The sequence below is a fragment of the Rosenbergiella epipactidis genome, from assembly GCF_018494055.1.
Classification (GTDB): Bacteria; Pseudomonadota; Gammaproteobacteria; order Enterobacterales; family Enterobacteriaceae; genus Rosenbergiella; species Rosenbergiella epipactidis.
The window spans coordinates 82,660-98,040 of the sequence record NZ_JABBFQ010000007.1 but is presented as its reverse complement, the minus strand read 5'-3'; the positions used below and the strand labels follow the sequence as shown (position 1 = coordinate 98,040).

Genomic DNA, 15,381 nt, shown 5'->3' with positions numbered 1-15,381 from the left:
TAATTTGCGACTTTTTCTTAATTTATTGTGCTTTTTCCTTTTTTTTCGAACTCATTTTTATTCTAATACTCTCAGTCTTGTCCTGATAGATGGCATATTTTTTACAAGTTGGGTGTAATGATAAAAGTTCGTACGTTGAGTCAAACTCAAGTATCTCTCTTTCTCGCGATATATGTGGGATGGTTTTTAAACAGTGTAATTTTTTACAGACATATCAAATTAGCGTTTCAGCAACCCTCTGTGCTGACTTGGTGTTCCATTCTCGCCGAGCTGCTGGCGACTTTCTTCGCGACTTTTCTGGTCTTACGTTTGACCTCGTTGGGAGGAAGGTGGTGTTTTAAAATACTCTCCTCCATCATTGTCCTGGTCTCTGTTGCCAGTGCCTACTACATGTTTATGTTCAATGTCATTATTGGTTACGGGATTATCGCTTCGGTACTCACCACCACTGATACAGACTTAACAACTGAAGTTGTCGGCGTATGGTTTTATCTTTGGTTGATTCTCTTAGGCTTACCGCCACTGTTCTTAATCTGGGTAAACCAGTGTCGTGCAAGTTTGGCGGTACAATCACGTCAGGTGAAATCAGCCCTATTAAGTTGGGGAATGTTATGCTTAGCGGTGGCGTTAGCCTGGTTACCCATCCGAACTCTCGATAAAGCCTATAAAGCGCAAGAACATCAAACGAATCGTGATATGCCAAGTTATGGAGGCACTGTCGCACATACCTATTTGCCTGCAAACTGGTTATCTTCATTGGGTATTTTTGCGTGGTCACGATTAAACGAAGATGTGTTTTCTGAGGAGCTTCTCGACCCCGCTGAGCGTTTTCATTACACCGCACCGAAAAGTCTTGATGATACCTACGTTGTGTTCGTCATCGGCGAGACAACTCGCTGGGACCATATGGGGATTTTTGGTTACGGCCGTGATACCACGCCAAATTTAGCAAAAGAGCCTAATTTAGCGGCGTTTAGAGGGGAGTCTTGCGATACAGCAACGAAGTTATCGTTACGTTGTATGTTTGTACGTGAGGGCGGGGCAGCCAATGACCCAGGCCGTACCCTTAAAGAGGAGAATGTCTTCTCAGTCCTTCGCGAGCTAGGGTTTACCTCAGAGCTGTATGCGATGCAGGGTGAAGTCTGGTTCTACAGTAAGACTGATGCCAACAATATTGAGTTCCGTGAACAAATTGGCTCAGAACCTGAAAACCGCGGTAAAACTGTGGATGACATGTTGCTGGTCCCTAAAGTTGCCCAATCAGTCAGTCATTTTCCGAAAGGAAAGCACCTGATCATCCTCCATACTAAAGGGTCTCATTATTTATATTCGCAGCGTTATCCGAGAAGTTTTGCTAAATACACTCCAGAGTGCATTGGCAGTAACGATTTCTGCTCTAAAGACCAATTGATCAACGCGTATGATAACTCCGTGAGATATGTCGACCACACTCTGGCGGCGATTTACGATCAGCTGCGCGATAAGAAAGCGATAGTATTTTATGTGGCGGACCATGGTGAGTCGATCAGTGACAATATGCATTTCCATGGTACGCCCCGAGAGATGGCTCCTCCCGAGCAATTCCGCGTGCCGATGATTGTCTGGGCCTCTACACCGTTCTTGGCAGATAGCGATAACAAACAGCGCTTTAGCTTGCTACAACAGCAGGCGAAAGCCGGTGTTATGCATAAACACACTGAAATCTTCGACTCGTTAATGGGGTGCCTAGGCTACCACTCTGACGATGGTGGGATTAAAGCAAAAAATAATTGGTGTGACCGTGCAACCTCCGATGCGGCGATTAAGGCTGCGACTGCACAGCATTAAGGCTTGCTGGGTTTTTAGGCACTCGCAACCGAGAAGCTCAAAAAGCGGTTGACGCTGAGCGGGGAGCGCAGTAATATGCGCCCCCATCGGCGAGTAGCGCAGCTTGGTAGCGCAACTGGTTTGGGACCAGTGGGTCGGAGGTTCGAATCCTCTCTCGCCGACCAAATTTAAGAAACCTGAACATTCTGTTCAGGTTTTTTTTTGTCTGAAATATTAGCTCAAAATCGATTTTAAATTAAGTAATAACCATTATTACCTAAATTCAGGCTGTTAAAGAGATATACTCGATAGTTGCCCCCTCAGTAAGATGGTATTCACTTAAAGGGGCACGTAATCTCATCGCTTATCTTTCAAAAAAAATTTAATCAAAATATCCAGATTAATGGATAATTCCTGACAATTAAGGTAAAAGGCTGAGATATACTCAATATCGAAAAAATTTCTGCATTTGAGAAGGATGGCTATCCATTGCGCGTGCATCGCTCACTGACAATTAAACAAATGGCGACAGTTTCCTCTGTTGTCATTGTGGTTGTCTGTATTTTTACCCTTATTCAGCTCTTTCATTTTGTTGGCCAGCGTCGTATTGAATACGCACAACAAATGGAAAATATTGCACATACAATTCGTCAACCTTTGTCGGATGCTGTCTTGCGTGGAAATATCGAAGATGCCCAACGCTTATTAAACTCGCTTAAACCAGCGGGCGTCTTGGGAAAAGCCGAAATTACACTTCCCGATGGCTTTCAGGCGCTGCAGGTCGATTTTACCGATTACGATACTGTCCCCGAAGTGATTGCGCGGCTTTTTAATCTGCCGGTAATTATTTCGCTGCCGCTCTACTCCCCTGAGCATACCGGGATGCCTAAATCTCTGGCTTCCTTAGTGCTTGAAGCTGACTCGACTCGGGTCTATCAGTTTATTCGTTCAACGATTGGCACAATGGTGGTGACCTATCTGTTGCTGGCACTCGTGCTCTCTATATCGATTAGTTGGTTTATTAACCGCTTGGTGGTCTATCCATTACGTCATGTTGCGCGTTCTTTGCAAAGCCTGCCTTATTGCGGGGCGGATGTCGAAGTTCCCCTGCCAGAAGGGCACCGAGGTGATGAAATTGGTGTGCTGGTTCGCGGTATTAACCATCGCCAGCGGATGAGCGGCACAATCTATGAGAAGCTAGAACAGGCGACCACGCACGATGCGTTAACTAAGCTACCCTCTCAGGCCTTGTTATTAGGTATCATGGAACAACATATGGCTTCGCAATCAAGCCATGTGGCATTGATGGCTGTAAAAGTTGCGCCACTGGATAGTCTGTTGGGATCGGAACACCAACGTGAAGTAAAACGGCTCTTCGCCAAGAAAATTGGCCAACTGGTCCACGACGATATTTTGGTTGGCCAACTCGCGGATAATCAGTTCATCCTTTTTTTCAAATATGCCCCAACGCCCATCGCCTTGATGGGGTATGCCGAGGCTTATATTGAAGCACTCATTGAACCCTTTCATATTGAAAATCTTTATTTACAGGCGCAGGCTCATATCGGTATTGCTTACACAACACCCGAGGAGATGAGCGCAGAGTCGTTACTAGAGTCCGGCGTGGCAACCATGCAAAGCGCGGTCGCGAAAGGGGCTAATCAGGCACTCTTTTTTGATCAGGAAATGACCGAGAATTCACACAAACGCTTGGTACAGATTAAAGAGATTTTGAAGGGGATTCAGCAGAAGCAATATGCGCTGTTTCTTCAGCCACAAATTGATATGCAAACCGGTAAACTCAGTGGTGCCGAAGCCTTATTACGCGTTTGTCGCGACGATGGCCGTTACTCACTTCCTGAAAACTTTATCACTACCGCCGAAGAGATTGGGGTGATGCCGGAGATCGGACGCTGGGTCTTCCAAGAAGCCTGCCGTATGTTGGCCAGTTGGCAAGCAAAAGGGATTACTCTTCCGTTAAGCGTTAACCTTTCTGCAGCGCAGCTACGAGATAGCTCCACGGTCGAATTTTTAAAGCAACTCCTGACGGAATACCGTATCCAACCAGGGACCTTAGTGCTTGAACTGACGGAAACGGCACAGATTACCAACACCGCTTGGGTGATGAAAGTATTGCGTCCGATTGAGCAAGCAGGGGTATCGATGGTACTCGACGATTTTGGAATGGGTTACTCAAATCTGCATTACCTCCACCAATTCCGATCGTTACCCGTGCGTCGGATTAAACTGGATCGCAGCTTTGTTTCGGAACTGCCGGTTGACGATAAAATGGTACGTGTGATTGCCGCCATATCAGACATTATCCACGTTGATGTCGTCGCTGAAGGGGTAGAAACGGAAGCACAACGCGATTGGTTACTCGAGCGTGGTATTCGTATCGCACAGGGATATCTCTATTCTCCTGCGCTTCCGGAAGCTGAATTTACGCAACATTGGTTATCCTGATGTCCGAAAGTTGGGAATAGACGTTTTTTTATCCGCTTTTACAGTTTTTTCGTTAAAAGATGTTTATTGCGACGCATGAGGCTTGCCCTCATGGCTGAGATTGGGATAATGGCGAAAGACACACACTATTCTTATTCGCCGGTGAATATTTGGCGTTTTCTGTGGTCTTAAGCATTATCTATTCCTAATTTCACTACTATTTTCAGAGGTCTTCATGCCGGGCATTAAATCACTGCTTTGGGTTGGTGGAGTGTTTTTTTCAACACTCAGCCTAACGGTCAAAGCAGAACCTTTACATCCTGATCCGGCTTGGCAACAAGGTCAGTTGAGTAATGGTTTTGGTTGGCAAGTGCTGACGACGCCTCAGCGCCCCTCCGATCGCGTTGAATTACGACTTGTTGTCAAGACAGGGTCGTTAAGTGAAGCGCCGGCACAGAAAGGTTTCAGCCACCTTATCGCTCGTTTAGCCATGGTACATAATCTTGCGCTGACGCCTGAACAACAACGAACGCTTTGGCATGCGGATATGTCAAAGTCCGGCGCTTTACCGCCGGTTATTACGTCATACGATTACACGCAATATAATCTGAGTCTGCCTATCAATCGGCCAGAATTGGTCAAGTCGGCGCTGGAGTGGTTAGCGGCAACGGCGGGCGATATGCAAGTCACGCCAACGACTATTGCGACCGCACTGAAAGCGACGGATCCGACGGCAACCTGGCCGGATAACACCCAGGATCAATTGTGGCGTTATCGCTTACAGAATTCGGCACTGTTAAATCACGATCCCAGTGAGCAGCCGACGGCGATGACCAATCCTCAGCCTCTCGCACAGTATTATCATCAGTGGTATACGCCGGATGCGATGACACTCTACGTCGTTGGTAATGTCGAGAACCGTGCCATCATCGAGCAGATTACTAAAACGTTCAGTACGCTTAAGGGTAAACGTAAGTTGCCAACGCCGGTACCCGTCCTGTCGCCTTTGCCAACTCAACCTACCAACGTAGTGGATAATAGCTTACACACCCCACGTTTAGTGATGAACTGGGACGCGATGTGGTTACCCATCCAAGACTCACAAAGCCTTGAGCATTACTGGCTTTCTGACTTAACGCGAGAAGCCTTATATTGGCACCTGCAATCCGGGGCTGATTCAAAACAAGCCGCCCTAGAGCCAGTGGATCTACAATGCCAAGTGTTATTTTCTCGTGCGCAATGTGGTTTGAAAATTGATGCGCAAGGTGAGGCGTTAACAAAACAGTTGACCTCGGTAGCGAATGAGATTGTTCGACTACGGGATCAAGGATTAACCCAAAGTGAATTCGATCAATTGCTGACGAAAAAAACCACTGAACTGAGTGGCCTGTTCGCGACCTATGCGCGTACCCCAACAGAGATGTTAATGATTCAGCGCTTACGTTCTCAGCAAAATGGGATGGTCGATATTGCGCCTGAACAATATCAGAAGCTACGCCAAGAGTTTTTAGCTAACCTAACGCTTGATGCCGTAAATCATGAGTTACGCCAGCAGCTCTCTCAACCCGCTAGTTTTGTCTTACTGCATCCAGAGACGACGCAAGGACCTAGCGTTGAGCAATTACAAGCGCAATATAATGATTTGATTACCGAGGGTGAAGAGGGCGCGAGCGATACCGCCCTCGCTCCCTCGTCAGAGAGTCATTAATTACGCCATAATACCTTGATAATGTGGTAGCCAAAGGCAGTTTTTACCGGTCCGTAAGGCGTTAACAGCGGACAGCTAAAGGCTGCCTTATCAAAAGCGGGTACCATCTGTCCACGACGAAACTCGCCGAGATCGCCACCCTGTTTCCCTGAAGGGCAGGTAGAATATTTCTTTGCCAGCGTCTGAAAATGCGCGCCTTTCTCCAAGTCCGCTAATACTTTTTCGGCTTGTGCCTTCTGTTTGACTAAAATGTGCAAGGCCGCTGCTGTTTTCGCCATAACATTTTTTCCTAAGCGTCGTGAGTGTATACTTGCTGCCTTATATACCACTTTCTTCACAGTTCACTGAGCGATTTTTTATGCGTCTTAATCCCAGCCAGCAGCACGCGGTAGAAGCCGTCACCGGCCCTTGTTTAGTTTTAGCCGGCGCAGGCTCCGGTAAAACGCGTGTGATCACTAATAAAATTGCTTGGTTGATCAGACAGAGTGGTTACCAAGCTCGACATATCGCTGCAGTGACCTTTACCAATAAAGCCGCTCGTGAGATGAAAGAGCGTGTTGCACAGACGCTTGGCCGTAAAGAGGCGCGAGGGCTACAAATCTCTACCTTTCATACGTTAGGGCTAGAGATTATCAAGCGTGAAGTCAGTGCGTTAGGGATGAAAGCGAACTTCTCGCTCTTTGACGATCAGGACCAGCTCGCCTTATTGAAAGAGCTGACCCAACCGTGGTTACAAGAAGATAAGGACCTGTTGCAGCAACTCACCTCGACTATCTCAAACTGGAAAAACGACCTGATTGACCCAGTGCAAGCGACTGCCGTGGCACGATCTGAGCGCGATCAAATTTTTGCGAAATGCTACCAGCTGTATGAGAAACATTTACGAGCCTGTAATGTGTTGGATTTCGATGACCTCATTCTAAAACCGACGTTATTGCTGCGGGATAACGCTGAGGTACGTGAGCGTTGGCAGCAGCGTATACGCTACTTATTAGTTGATGAATATCAGGATACCAACACCAGTCAATACCAACTGGTTAAGTTATTGGTGGGTGCCCGAGCGCGCTTTACCGTGGTCGGTGATGATGACCAATCCATTTATTCTTGGCGGGGAGCGAGACCGCAAAATCTGGTCTTACTCAAAGAAGACTTTCCACAATTGGAAGTGATTAAGCTCGAGCAGAATTATCGTTCCTCACAACGCATCTTGCGTGCCGCGAATATACTTATCGCCAATAACCCCCACGTATTTGAGAAGAAACTTTTTTCTCAGCTAGGAGAAGGCGATAAATTGAAAGTGATCCATACCAATAATGAGGATCACGAAGCCGAGCGTGTTGCCGGAGAGTTGATCGCACACCATTTTATTAATAAGACGGCTTATCGGGACTATGCGATCTTATATCGTGGTAACCATCAATCGCGGGTTTTCGAAAAGCTGTTAATGCAAAATCGTATTCCTTATCGAATCTCCGGCGGAAATTCCTTTTTCTCCCGTCCAGAAATCAAAGACATTTTGTCCTATTTACGGCTGATGACCAATGTCGACGATGACAGCGCCTTCTTGCGTATCGTCAATACGCCACGGCGTGAAATTGGCTCAGCAACGCTACAGAAACTCGGAGAATGGGCGAACTTACGCAATAAGAGCTTATTTCGAGCCAGTTTTGATCTCGGTCTAGCCGAAACGCTCTCGGGACGAGGGCTGAAAAGCTTACAAGGCTTCACCGAATGGTTTGCCTCGCTGATTACCCTAAGCGAGCGCGAACCGATTGATGCGGTCCGAGATTTAATCCGCGGTATCGATTACGAGAGTTGGTTATACGAAAGCTCAGCCAGCACCAAAGCGGCCGAAATGCGGATGAAAAACGTCAATACCCTGTTTCAGTGGATGACGGAAATGCTTTCAGGTTCTGAGTTAGATGAGCCAATGACCTTAACCCAAGTGGTCACCCGCTTCACTCTGCGCGATATGATGGAGCGAGGGGAGAGTGAGGAAGAGCTTGACCAGGTTCAGCTGATGACCTTACATGCCTCGAAAGGATTGGAATTTCCTTACGTCTATTTAGTGGGGATGGAAGAGGGGTTACTTCCGCACCAAAGTAGTATTGATGAAAATAATATCGATGAAGAGCGCCGATTAGCTTATGTCGGGATTACGCGCGCTCAGAAAGAACTCACCTTTACCTTATGCCGTGAACGTCGGCAGTATGGTGAGATTAATCGCCCTGAACCCAGCCGTTTCTTATTAGAACTGCCACAGGACGACTTACAGTACGAAGACCAGAAAAAAGCGATGAGCAGCGAGCAGCGAATGGTGAACAGTCAGAGTCGTGTCGCAGGGCTAAGAGATATGTTAAATCGCGCTAAGTCTTCTTAATAACTCAGTGTAAATCCCCAGTGAACATAACTTTGCAGATGTTCTTCTTGTTGCAGTAACTCTAAGCGATAAGGGTGGTGGATTGCCCACTGCTTATCAATCTGTAACGCCAGTTGGTTCCCTTTTGCCGAGAGGTGAAAGGATGCCATTTCACTCGGTGAACGCGTGCTACAAAGGATCACGGCTAAGCGGAAAAGTCGACAGAGCTGTTCGGCTTGTTGCAACGGCAGCGCACTCTGCTGGCTTAAGCTTGGCAGATCGATGTTCCCTTTCTGATTCATCACGATTGCCGCGACCAGCTGTTTCTGAGCGGGAGTAAATCCAGGTAACTCCAGCTGCCTAATCAAATAGGCACTGTTTTCTGCACCATGGCGATAATTGATCGCCAACCCTAGCTCATGTAAAGCCGCCGCACTAGACAGTAGCTGTTGGCAATATTCACTTAATCCCCAACTGTCGTTGACCTGTTGAACAAGGACAGCGCAGGTGGCTTTGACGCGTTCGGCTTGTTCGAGATCGACGGCAAAACGCTGTTGAGTCGTTTCTAGCGTTCTTTTACGGATGTCTTTATCCACCGGAAGGGTGATCATGCCATAGATAAGGCCTTCGCGTAATGCACCCCCAGCCAAGCTCATACGGGTAATGGACAGCTCGTGGAAGATCGCGAGCAGAATCGAAAGGCCGCTAGGAAAAACCAGGGCGCGTTCAAGGGTTAACCCCTCAATTTCCAACTCTTCGAGTTTGCCACATTGAATCGCCCGCTGTTTAAGCTGTTCAAGTTTGGCGAGGGTGATTTGCTCGTCCATTCCTTGAGCAACCATAATCTCTTGTAACGCTTGCACCGTTCCTGAGGCCCCGACACAGATCTGCCAGCCTTTAGCCAGTAAGGTCGCTTTCACTTTACTGATTTCAGCGCGGGCAGCGGCTTCAGCACGGTCAAAATTTTCCCGAGTAAGATAACGGTCGGTAAAATAACGCTCTAACCAAGTCACACAGCCCATGGACAGGCTGAAGAGAGCGGTAGCGTCGGTGCCGATACCGGTCACTAACTCTGTACTCCCTCCGCCAATATCCACCACTAAACGCTGATCTGATCCGCTGGTGGTTTGTGCCACCCCTTGATAGATCAACGTTGCCTCTTCCTCACCGGAGATCACCTCGATAGGAAGTCCTAACACCTCGTGAGCACGGCAAAGGAAGGCATCGGCATTGGTGGCAATACGCAGTGTCGCGGTTGCGACAGCCCGAATTTGTGACAGGGGGATGTGCTCCAGCTGCTCAGCGAAGAGTGCTAGGCAGTTAAGGCCACGCTGCATCGCCTCTTCAGAGAGCTGATTATCCGCATTTAACCCTGCGGCCAAACGTACCTTACTTTTTATTCTGGCCACTGTCTGCAGCGACCCTGAAATCTCGCGCACCACCAACAGGTGGAAACTGTTTGAACCCAAATCAATGGCAGCATGGAGTGATGATGCGCTTCGCATGGTGGTTAACCTGTACGTTTGTTACGGTTGTTATTACGTGGTTGATTGCCACGGCGATTATTATTGTTTCCACGGCGCTGGTTATTTTGTGAACGAGGGCGTGAGAAACGTTTTGGCACCGGTAAGTCTGTCATCAATGCATCGCTATTATATTTACTCACAGGAATGCTGTGGCCAATATACTCTTCGATGCCGGGAAGATTTAGCGAGTACTCTTCGCAAGCTAAGCTGATAGAGTGTCCGCTCGCGCCAGCACGGCCTGTACGGCCAATACGGTGCACATAATCTTCACGGTCATCAGGCAAGTCATAGTTGAAGACGTGGGTAACTTCCGGGATATGTAACCCTCGTGCGGCAACGTCCGTTGCAACCAGAATATCGATATTACCTTGAGTGAAGTCTTCCAAAATACGCAGACGTTTTTTCTGCGGGACATCACCGGTCAGTAGCCCAACGCGATGACCATCAGCGACTAAATGGCCCCAAATATCTTCACAACGATATTTAGTGTTAGCAAAGATTACCGCACGATCAGGCCACTCTTCTTCAATCAAGGTCTGAAGCAGACGCATCTTTTCTTCATTAGAAGGGTAGAACAGCTCTTCTTTAATGCGATGTCCGGTCTTTTGCTCAGGTTCGACTTCGACATACTCAGCATTGTTCATATGTTCAAAAGCCAGTTCACGCACACGGTAAGATAAGGTTGCAGAGAACAACATGCTTAGGCGTTCTGTCGCCGGTGGCATTTTACGGATCAGCCAGCGAATATCTTTGATAAAGCCGAGGTCAAACATACGGTCAGCTTCATCAAGGACTAATACTTGTAAAGCGCCGAGGTCGACGTGGTTTTGTTTGACGTAATCAATGATACGGCCAGTGGTGCCGATCAGGATATCAACGCCTTGGGCCAGCACTTTCAATTGTTTGTCGTAGCCGTCGCCACCGTAAGCGAGACCGATTTTTAAACCTGTTTCCTGCGCTAATGGTTCCGCATCGGCGTGAATTTGTACCGCTAATTCACGCGTAGGGGCCATGATCAAGGCGCGAGGTTGGTTGACTTGACGCCCTTCGGCAGCAGGTCGAGATAAGAGATAATGAAACGTTGACGTTAGGAACGCCATCGTTTTTCCGGTACCGGTTTGCGCCTGACCTGCGATGTCATGCCCAGCAAGAGCATAAGGCAATGTTAACGCCTGGATAGGCGTACATTGCGTAAAGCCTTTGGTATCAAGGGCTTTAATCACCGTAGGGTGCAGGGCGAAGTCGGAAAACTTCTTTTCTGTTAAGTGTGTTTTGCTCATAGTGTGGTAGAATATCAGCTTATTGGCGCTTTACGAAAGCGTATAAATTGAAATAAAGTTAACTATATTGATTTAATAGAAGCCGAATCACCAGGCATAAATTTGTGGAGCCAACTATGAGCAGCGAAAAAATTGTTCACCTAACCGACAGTAGCTTTGATACTGATGTACTTAAAGCTGAAGGCGTTACCCTGGTCGATTTCTGGGCAGAGTGGTGTGGCCCTTGTAAAATGATTGCCCCGATTCTTGATGAAATCGCGGATGAATACGAAGGCAAACTGACTATCGCCAAACTAAACATTGACGATAACCCAGAAACTGCACCGAAATACGGTATCCGTGGCATCCCAACGTTACTACTGTTTAAAGCAGGCGAAGTGGTTGCAACGAAAGTTGGTGCACTGTCTAAGGGCCAACTAAAAGAGTTTTTAAACGCTAACCTCGGTTAATACTCTTCGAGATGCCAGTGATGGTTTATTTTTGCGCTATCACTGGACGTCTCATAAGTGGCGTGCTAAGTTATAAACACTGCATTACGATCTTACCTGTAGTCAGAATCTAGATTTCTAATCGAACTTGTTGTCCATCACCACCCAATTAACAGGTTTGGTAACATCAGTGGAATCTCCACTTTAATTAATAAATTACGCAGCCTCATTTCTTCCTATGAATGACTAGGGCTGATACCTAAACGATATTATCTATAACAGGCGTGGGACGTTTCCGACCACTCATGACTAACATTTCAAGAAGTACCCCAAGTCAAGAACCCATCACTATGAATCTTACCGAATTAAAAAATACTCCAGTGTCTGAATTAATTTCACTGGGTGAAAATATGGGGTTAGAAAACCTCGCGCGCATGCGCAAACAAGATATTATTTTCGCAATCTTGAAACAGCATGCGAAAAGTGGCGAAGACATCTTCGGTGATGGTGTGCTGGAGATACTGCAGGATGGATTTGGTTTCCTCCGCTCTGCAGACAGTTCCTACCTCGCCGGTCCCGATGATATCTACGTTTCTCCAAGCCAAATTCGACGTTTCAACTTAAGAACAGGTGATACCATCGCCGGTAAAATTCGTCCACCTAAAGAAGGTGAGCGCTATTTTGCCCTGTTGAAAGTCAACGAAGTTAACTTCGATAAACCTGAAAACGCCCGTAATAAAATCCTCTTTGAAAACCTTACGCCTCTGCATGCAAACAGTCGTTTACGTATGGAGCGGGGAAATGGTTCGACCGAAGACTTAACCGCACGTGTTTTAGATCTTGCGTCGCCAATTGGGCGTGGCCAGCGTGGCCTAATCGTTGCACCGCCTAAAGCGGGTAAAACGATGCTGTTACAAAATATCGCGCAGAGCATTGCTTACAATCACCCTGACTGTGTCTTAATGGTGCTGCTGATTGATGAGCGTCCTGAAGAAGTGACCGAAATGCAACGTTTGGTGAAAGGTGAAGTCATTGCTTCTACCTTTGATGAGCCAGCTTCTCGCCACGTTCAGGTCGCTGAAATGGTTATTGAAAAAGCGAAACGTCTGGTCGAGCATAAAAAAGACGTTATCATCCTGCTCGATTCCATCACCCGTTTAGCCCGTGCGTACAACACCGTTGTGCCTGCATCCGGTAAAGTGCTAACAGGGGGGGTAGATGCTAACGCATTACATCGTCCTAAGCGTTTCTTTGGTGCGGCGCGTAACGTTGAAGAGGGTGGTAGCTTAACGATTATTGCTACCGCTCTGGTCGATACCGGCTCTAAGATGGATGAAGTTATCTACGAAGAGTTTAAAGGTACCGGCAACATGGAATTACATCTCTCGCGTAAAATCGCAGAGAAGCGTGTATTCCCTGCGATTGATTACAATCGTTCTGGTACACGTAAAGAAGAACTGCTCACCTCTTCTGAAGAACTTCAAAAGATGTGGATCCTGCGTAAAATCATCCATCCGATGGGTGAAATTGATGCGATGGAATTCCTCATCAATAAGTTGGCGATGACCAAAACCAACGATGAATTCTTCGATATGATGAAACGTTCCTAATTCTGAGAAGCTTAACCGCGCGTTAAGGTCAGATTTATTGTAAAGTTAAGAAACGTCACGTGTTTACGTGGCGTTTTTTTTTTAATGCATATAGCATTAACAATCTGAAATGGATTTACTCCGCAAGTGTTACGATAGAGAGCTTGAATGTGAATATGCTCAATATGAGTGTTGAATTAGGACTGACATTTCTCTTTTCCCTAACCTTTCTTTTCTTGGCCCGCAAAATGGCTAAAAAAGTGGGATTAGTTGATAAGCCTAATTTTCGAAAACGCCATCAGGGAACAGTACCACTCGTGGGGGGCATCTCCGTGTTTGCGGGGGTTTGCTTTGCTTTCTTGATCACCAATTATTATCAACCCAATGATATGTTATACCTCTCATGTGCTGGGGTATTGGTGCTGGTCGGGGTAATCGATGACAAATTCGATATAAGCGTTAAAATCCGCGCTGCGGTGCAAGCGGCCATTGCGATCATCATGATGGCTGTTGCGAACCTGTATCTGCACTCATTAGGGTTTATCATTGGCCCCATCGAACTTCGCGTCGGGCCCTTTGGCTATGCCATTACACTGTTTGCGGTATGGGCGGCGATTAATGCCTTCAATATGGTCGATGGTATCGACGGGCTATTGGGCGGCCTCTCTTGTGTCACCTTTGGCGCGCTAGGACTCATTCTTTATAACCAAGGTCAGCCAAGTCTGGCCTTCTGGTGTTTTGCGATGATAGCGGCAATCATCCCCTATATTTTACTCAATCTCGGCATGCTCGGACGGCGCTATAAAGTCTTTATGGGTGATGCAGGCAGTACCATGATTGGTTTTACCGTAATTTGGGTATTACTGGATGCAAGCCAAGGGGAATATCACCCGTTACGTCCCGTGACAGCACTATGGTTGATTGCTATTCCGCTAATGGATATGGTCGCCATCATGTATCGTCGATTACGTAAAGGGCAAAGTCCTTTCACCGCCGATCGCCAGCATATTCATCACTTGATTATGCGAGCTGGCTTCACCTCTCGCCAAGCCTTTGTCCTGATCACCCTCGCGGCAGCGATCTTGGCGGGAATTGGGATGTTGGGCGAATTTTTTAGCTTTATTCCAGAGTGGTTCATGATGGTACTGTTTCTCATGGCCTTCTTCGTTTATGGATACTGTTTAAAGCACGCCTGGCGTGTGGCTCGACGTATTCGTCGTAATAAACGCGCATGGCAGTTACGCCGTAAAGCACGTGATGGACAAACACAGGATTAAATCATGCATTCTTCTATTGATAATGAGCTCGATGTCGAAAGCTGTGTGCAGCGTTTATGGCGCGGTAAAAAATGGATCGGTCTAGGCCTGATCTTAGGGATTCTGCTTGCATGGGCTTACACGATGTTTGCCACGCAAAAGTGGGTTGCCGTGGCACAATTTACCCGTCCCGATTTATCGAAGGTAACGCGTTATTACCAAGAACTCTCAAAATTAAACCAGCTCAGTACCTATTCTGATCCAGCGTCGACAACCGATAACGCCGATGTAGACACCGTATTAGATGCGGTGTACCAAACTTTCTTACAACAGCTGGCTTCTGTCGATAATCGCCGTCGGTTCTGGTTGGAGCAAGAAAAGGCTGATAAAGGAACGTCTCTGACGCGAACACTGTTGGACCGAAGAGTCGCCAGTATTCAATTCGCTGCGGGTGATAAGCTGCATGGAACGGTTGATACCTTAAGCTTGAGCGCAGAAAGTGCAGCGACCAGTAGCCAATTGCTTAAGCGTTATCTTACCTTCACTGACCAGCAGGTGATGGCTCAAGTCCAACAGCAATTATCCGCAGCGTGGCAATCTGAAATGACGAAGATCGCCCAGCAAATTGCTTTTGAAAAATCGGTCGCGCAGGCGGCTTATGACCAACAGGTTAAGCAGCTTAAAAACGAAGCGGCACAGTCCGACGATAATCAAACCAAAACCGCTATTAATGTGATTGAGCAAACCGGTCCCGTGGCTTCCGATAACTTACTGCATGATCAAGCTCGACTCGCCGCACTCCAAAGCGGCCCAGCTTCTCTTAAACCTTTCACAAGCTGGACAATGTTGCAATCACCCGAGCCACCTATCAGCCGACAAAGTCCGCGTTTACCGCTACTGATGGTGATGTGGGGCCTAGTGGGTATCCTTATTGGTGCAGGTGTTGCCCTCACCCAGTGTGTAAAGAAAAAGGAATAGGAAAGC

11 protein-coding genes and 1 tRNA gene are annotated in these 15,381 nt (G+C 47.2%); 9 read left to right on the top strand and 3 right to left on the bottom strand.

The genetic code is table 11. The features are described from left to right. The first annotated feature begins 117 nt into the window (after positions 1-117). The 4 genes from eptB (at position 118) to HGT71_RS11715 (ending at position 5,959) form a co-directional block, all read left to right on the top strand. Positions 118-1,827: a kdo(2)-lipid A phosphoethanolamine 7''-transferase gene (gene eptB / locus HGT71_RS11730; protein WP_214217976.1), complete on the top strand. Its 1,710-nt coding sequence runs from the start codon at positions 118-120 to the stop codon at positions 1,825-1,827. An 87-nt stretch (positions 1,828-1,914) separates the two neighbouring features. Beyond that, a tRNA-Pro gene (locus HGT71_RS11725) sits at positions 1,915-1,991 on the top strand. 337 nt (positions 1,992-2,328) lie between these two features. Next, positions 2,329-4,272 carry an EAL domain-containing protein gene (locus HGT71_RS11720; protein WP_244986506.1) on the top strand — a complete coding sequence of 648 codons (1,944 nt, stop codon included), beginning with the start codon at positions 2,329-2,331 and terminating at the stop codon, positions 4,270-4,272. A gap of 214 nt (positions 4,273-4,486) precedes the next feature. Further along, complete coding sequence (locus tag HGT71_RS11715) at positions 4,487-5,959, top strand: M16 family metallopeptidase (protein ID WP_214217974.1); 1,473 nt, start codon at positions 4,487-4,489, stop codon at positions 5,957-5,959. Here HGT71_RS11715 and ppiC read toward each other — a convergent pair. After that, positions 5,956-6,237 (bottom strand): peptidylprolyl isomerase PpiC, encoded by a 282-nt coding sequence (gene ppiC, locus HGT71_RS11710; protein ID WP_048911172.1) that lies wholly within the window; start codon positions 6,235-6,237, stop codon positions 5,956-5,958. The genes HGT71_RS11715 and ppiC overlap by 4 nt on opposite strands. Positions 6,238-6,317: 80 nt before the next feature. On the opposite strand from ppiC, the gene rep reads away from it, so the two are divergent. Beyond that, a complete protein-coding gene (gene rep / locus HGT71_RS11705) occupies positions 6,318-8,339 on the top strand; it encodes a DNA helicase Rep (protein ID WP_214217972.1) in 2,022 nt (673 codons plus the stop codon). On the opposite strand, the gene gppA is transcribed toward rep, so the two are convergent. Beyond that, the gene (gppA, locus tag HGT71_RS11700) at positions 8,336-9,823 is read right to left on the bottom strand and encodes a guanosine-5'-triphosphate,3'-diphosphate diphosphatase (protein ID WP_214217970.1); all 1,488 of its coding nucleotides are present in this window, start codon (positions 9,821-9,823) and stop codon (positions 8,336-8,338) included. The genes rep and gppA overlap by 4 nt on opposite strands. Before the next feature lie 5 nt (positions 9,824-9,828). Continuing rightward, positions 9,829-11,124 carry an ATP-dependent RNA helicase RhlB gene (gene rhlB / locus HGT71_RS11695; protein WP_214217968.1) on the bottom strand — a complete coding sequence of 432 codons (1,296 nt, stop codon included), beginning with the start codon at positions 11,122-11,124 and terminating at the stop codon, positions 9,829-9,831. Positions 11,125-11,240: 116 nt separating this feature from the next. On the opposite strand from rhlB, the gene trxA reads away from it, so the two are divergent. The 4 genes from trxA (at position 11,241) to HGT71_RS11675 (ending at position 15,375) form a co-directional block, all read left to right on the top strand. After that, complete coding sequence (gene trxA / locus HGT71_RS11690) at positions 11,241-11,573, top strand: thioredoxin TrxA (RefSeq protein WP_048914014.1); 333 nt, start codon at positions 11,241-11,243, stop codon at positions 11,571-11,573. A 329-nt stretch (positions 11,574-11,902) separates the two neighbouring features. Further along, entirely contained in the window at positions 11,903-13,162 is a 1,260-nt protein-coding gene (gene rho, locus HGT71_RS11685) for a transcription termination factor Rho (protein ID WP_062812156.1), read from the top strand. Positions 13,163-13,326: 164 nt separating this feature from the next. Further along, positions 13,327-14,418, top strand: a complete 1,092-nt coding sequence (wecA, locus tag HGT71_RS11680) for a UDP-N-acetylglucosamine--undecaprenyl-phosphate N-acetylglucosaminephosphotransferase (RefSeq protein ID WP_214217966.1) — start codon at positions 13,327-13,329, stop codon at positions 14,416-14,418. A gap of 3 nt (positions 14,419-14,421) precedes the next feature. Then, positions 14,422-15,375 carry a Wzz/FepE/Etk N-terminal domain-containing protein gene (locus HGT71_RS11675; protein WP_214217964.1) on the top strand — a complete coding sequence of 318 codons (954 nt, stop codon included), beginning with the start codon at positions 14,422-14,424 and terminating at the stop codon, positions 15,373-15,375. The last annotated feature ends 6 nt before the right edge of the window (positions 15,376-15,381 follow it).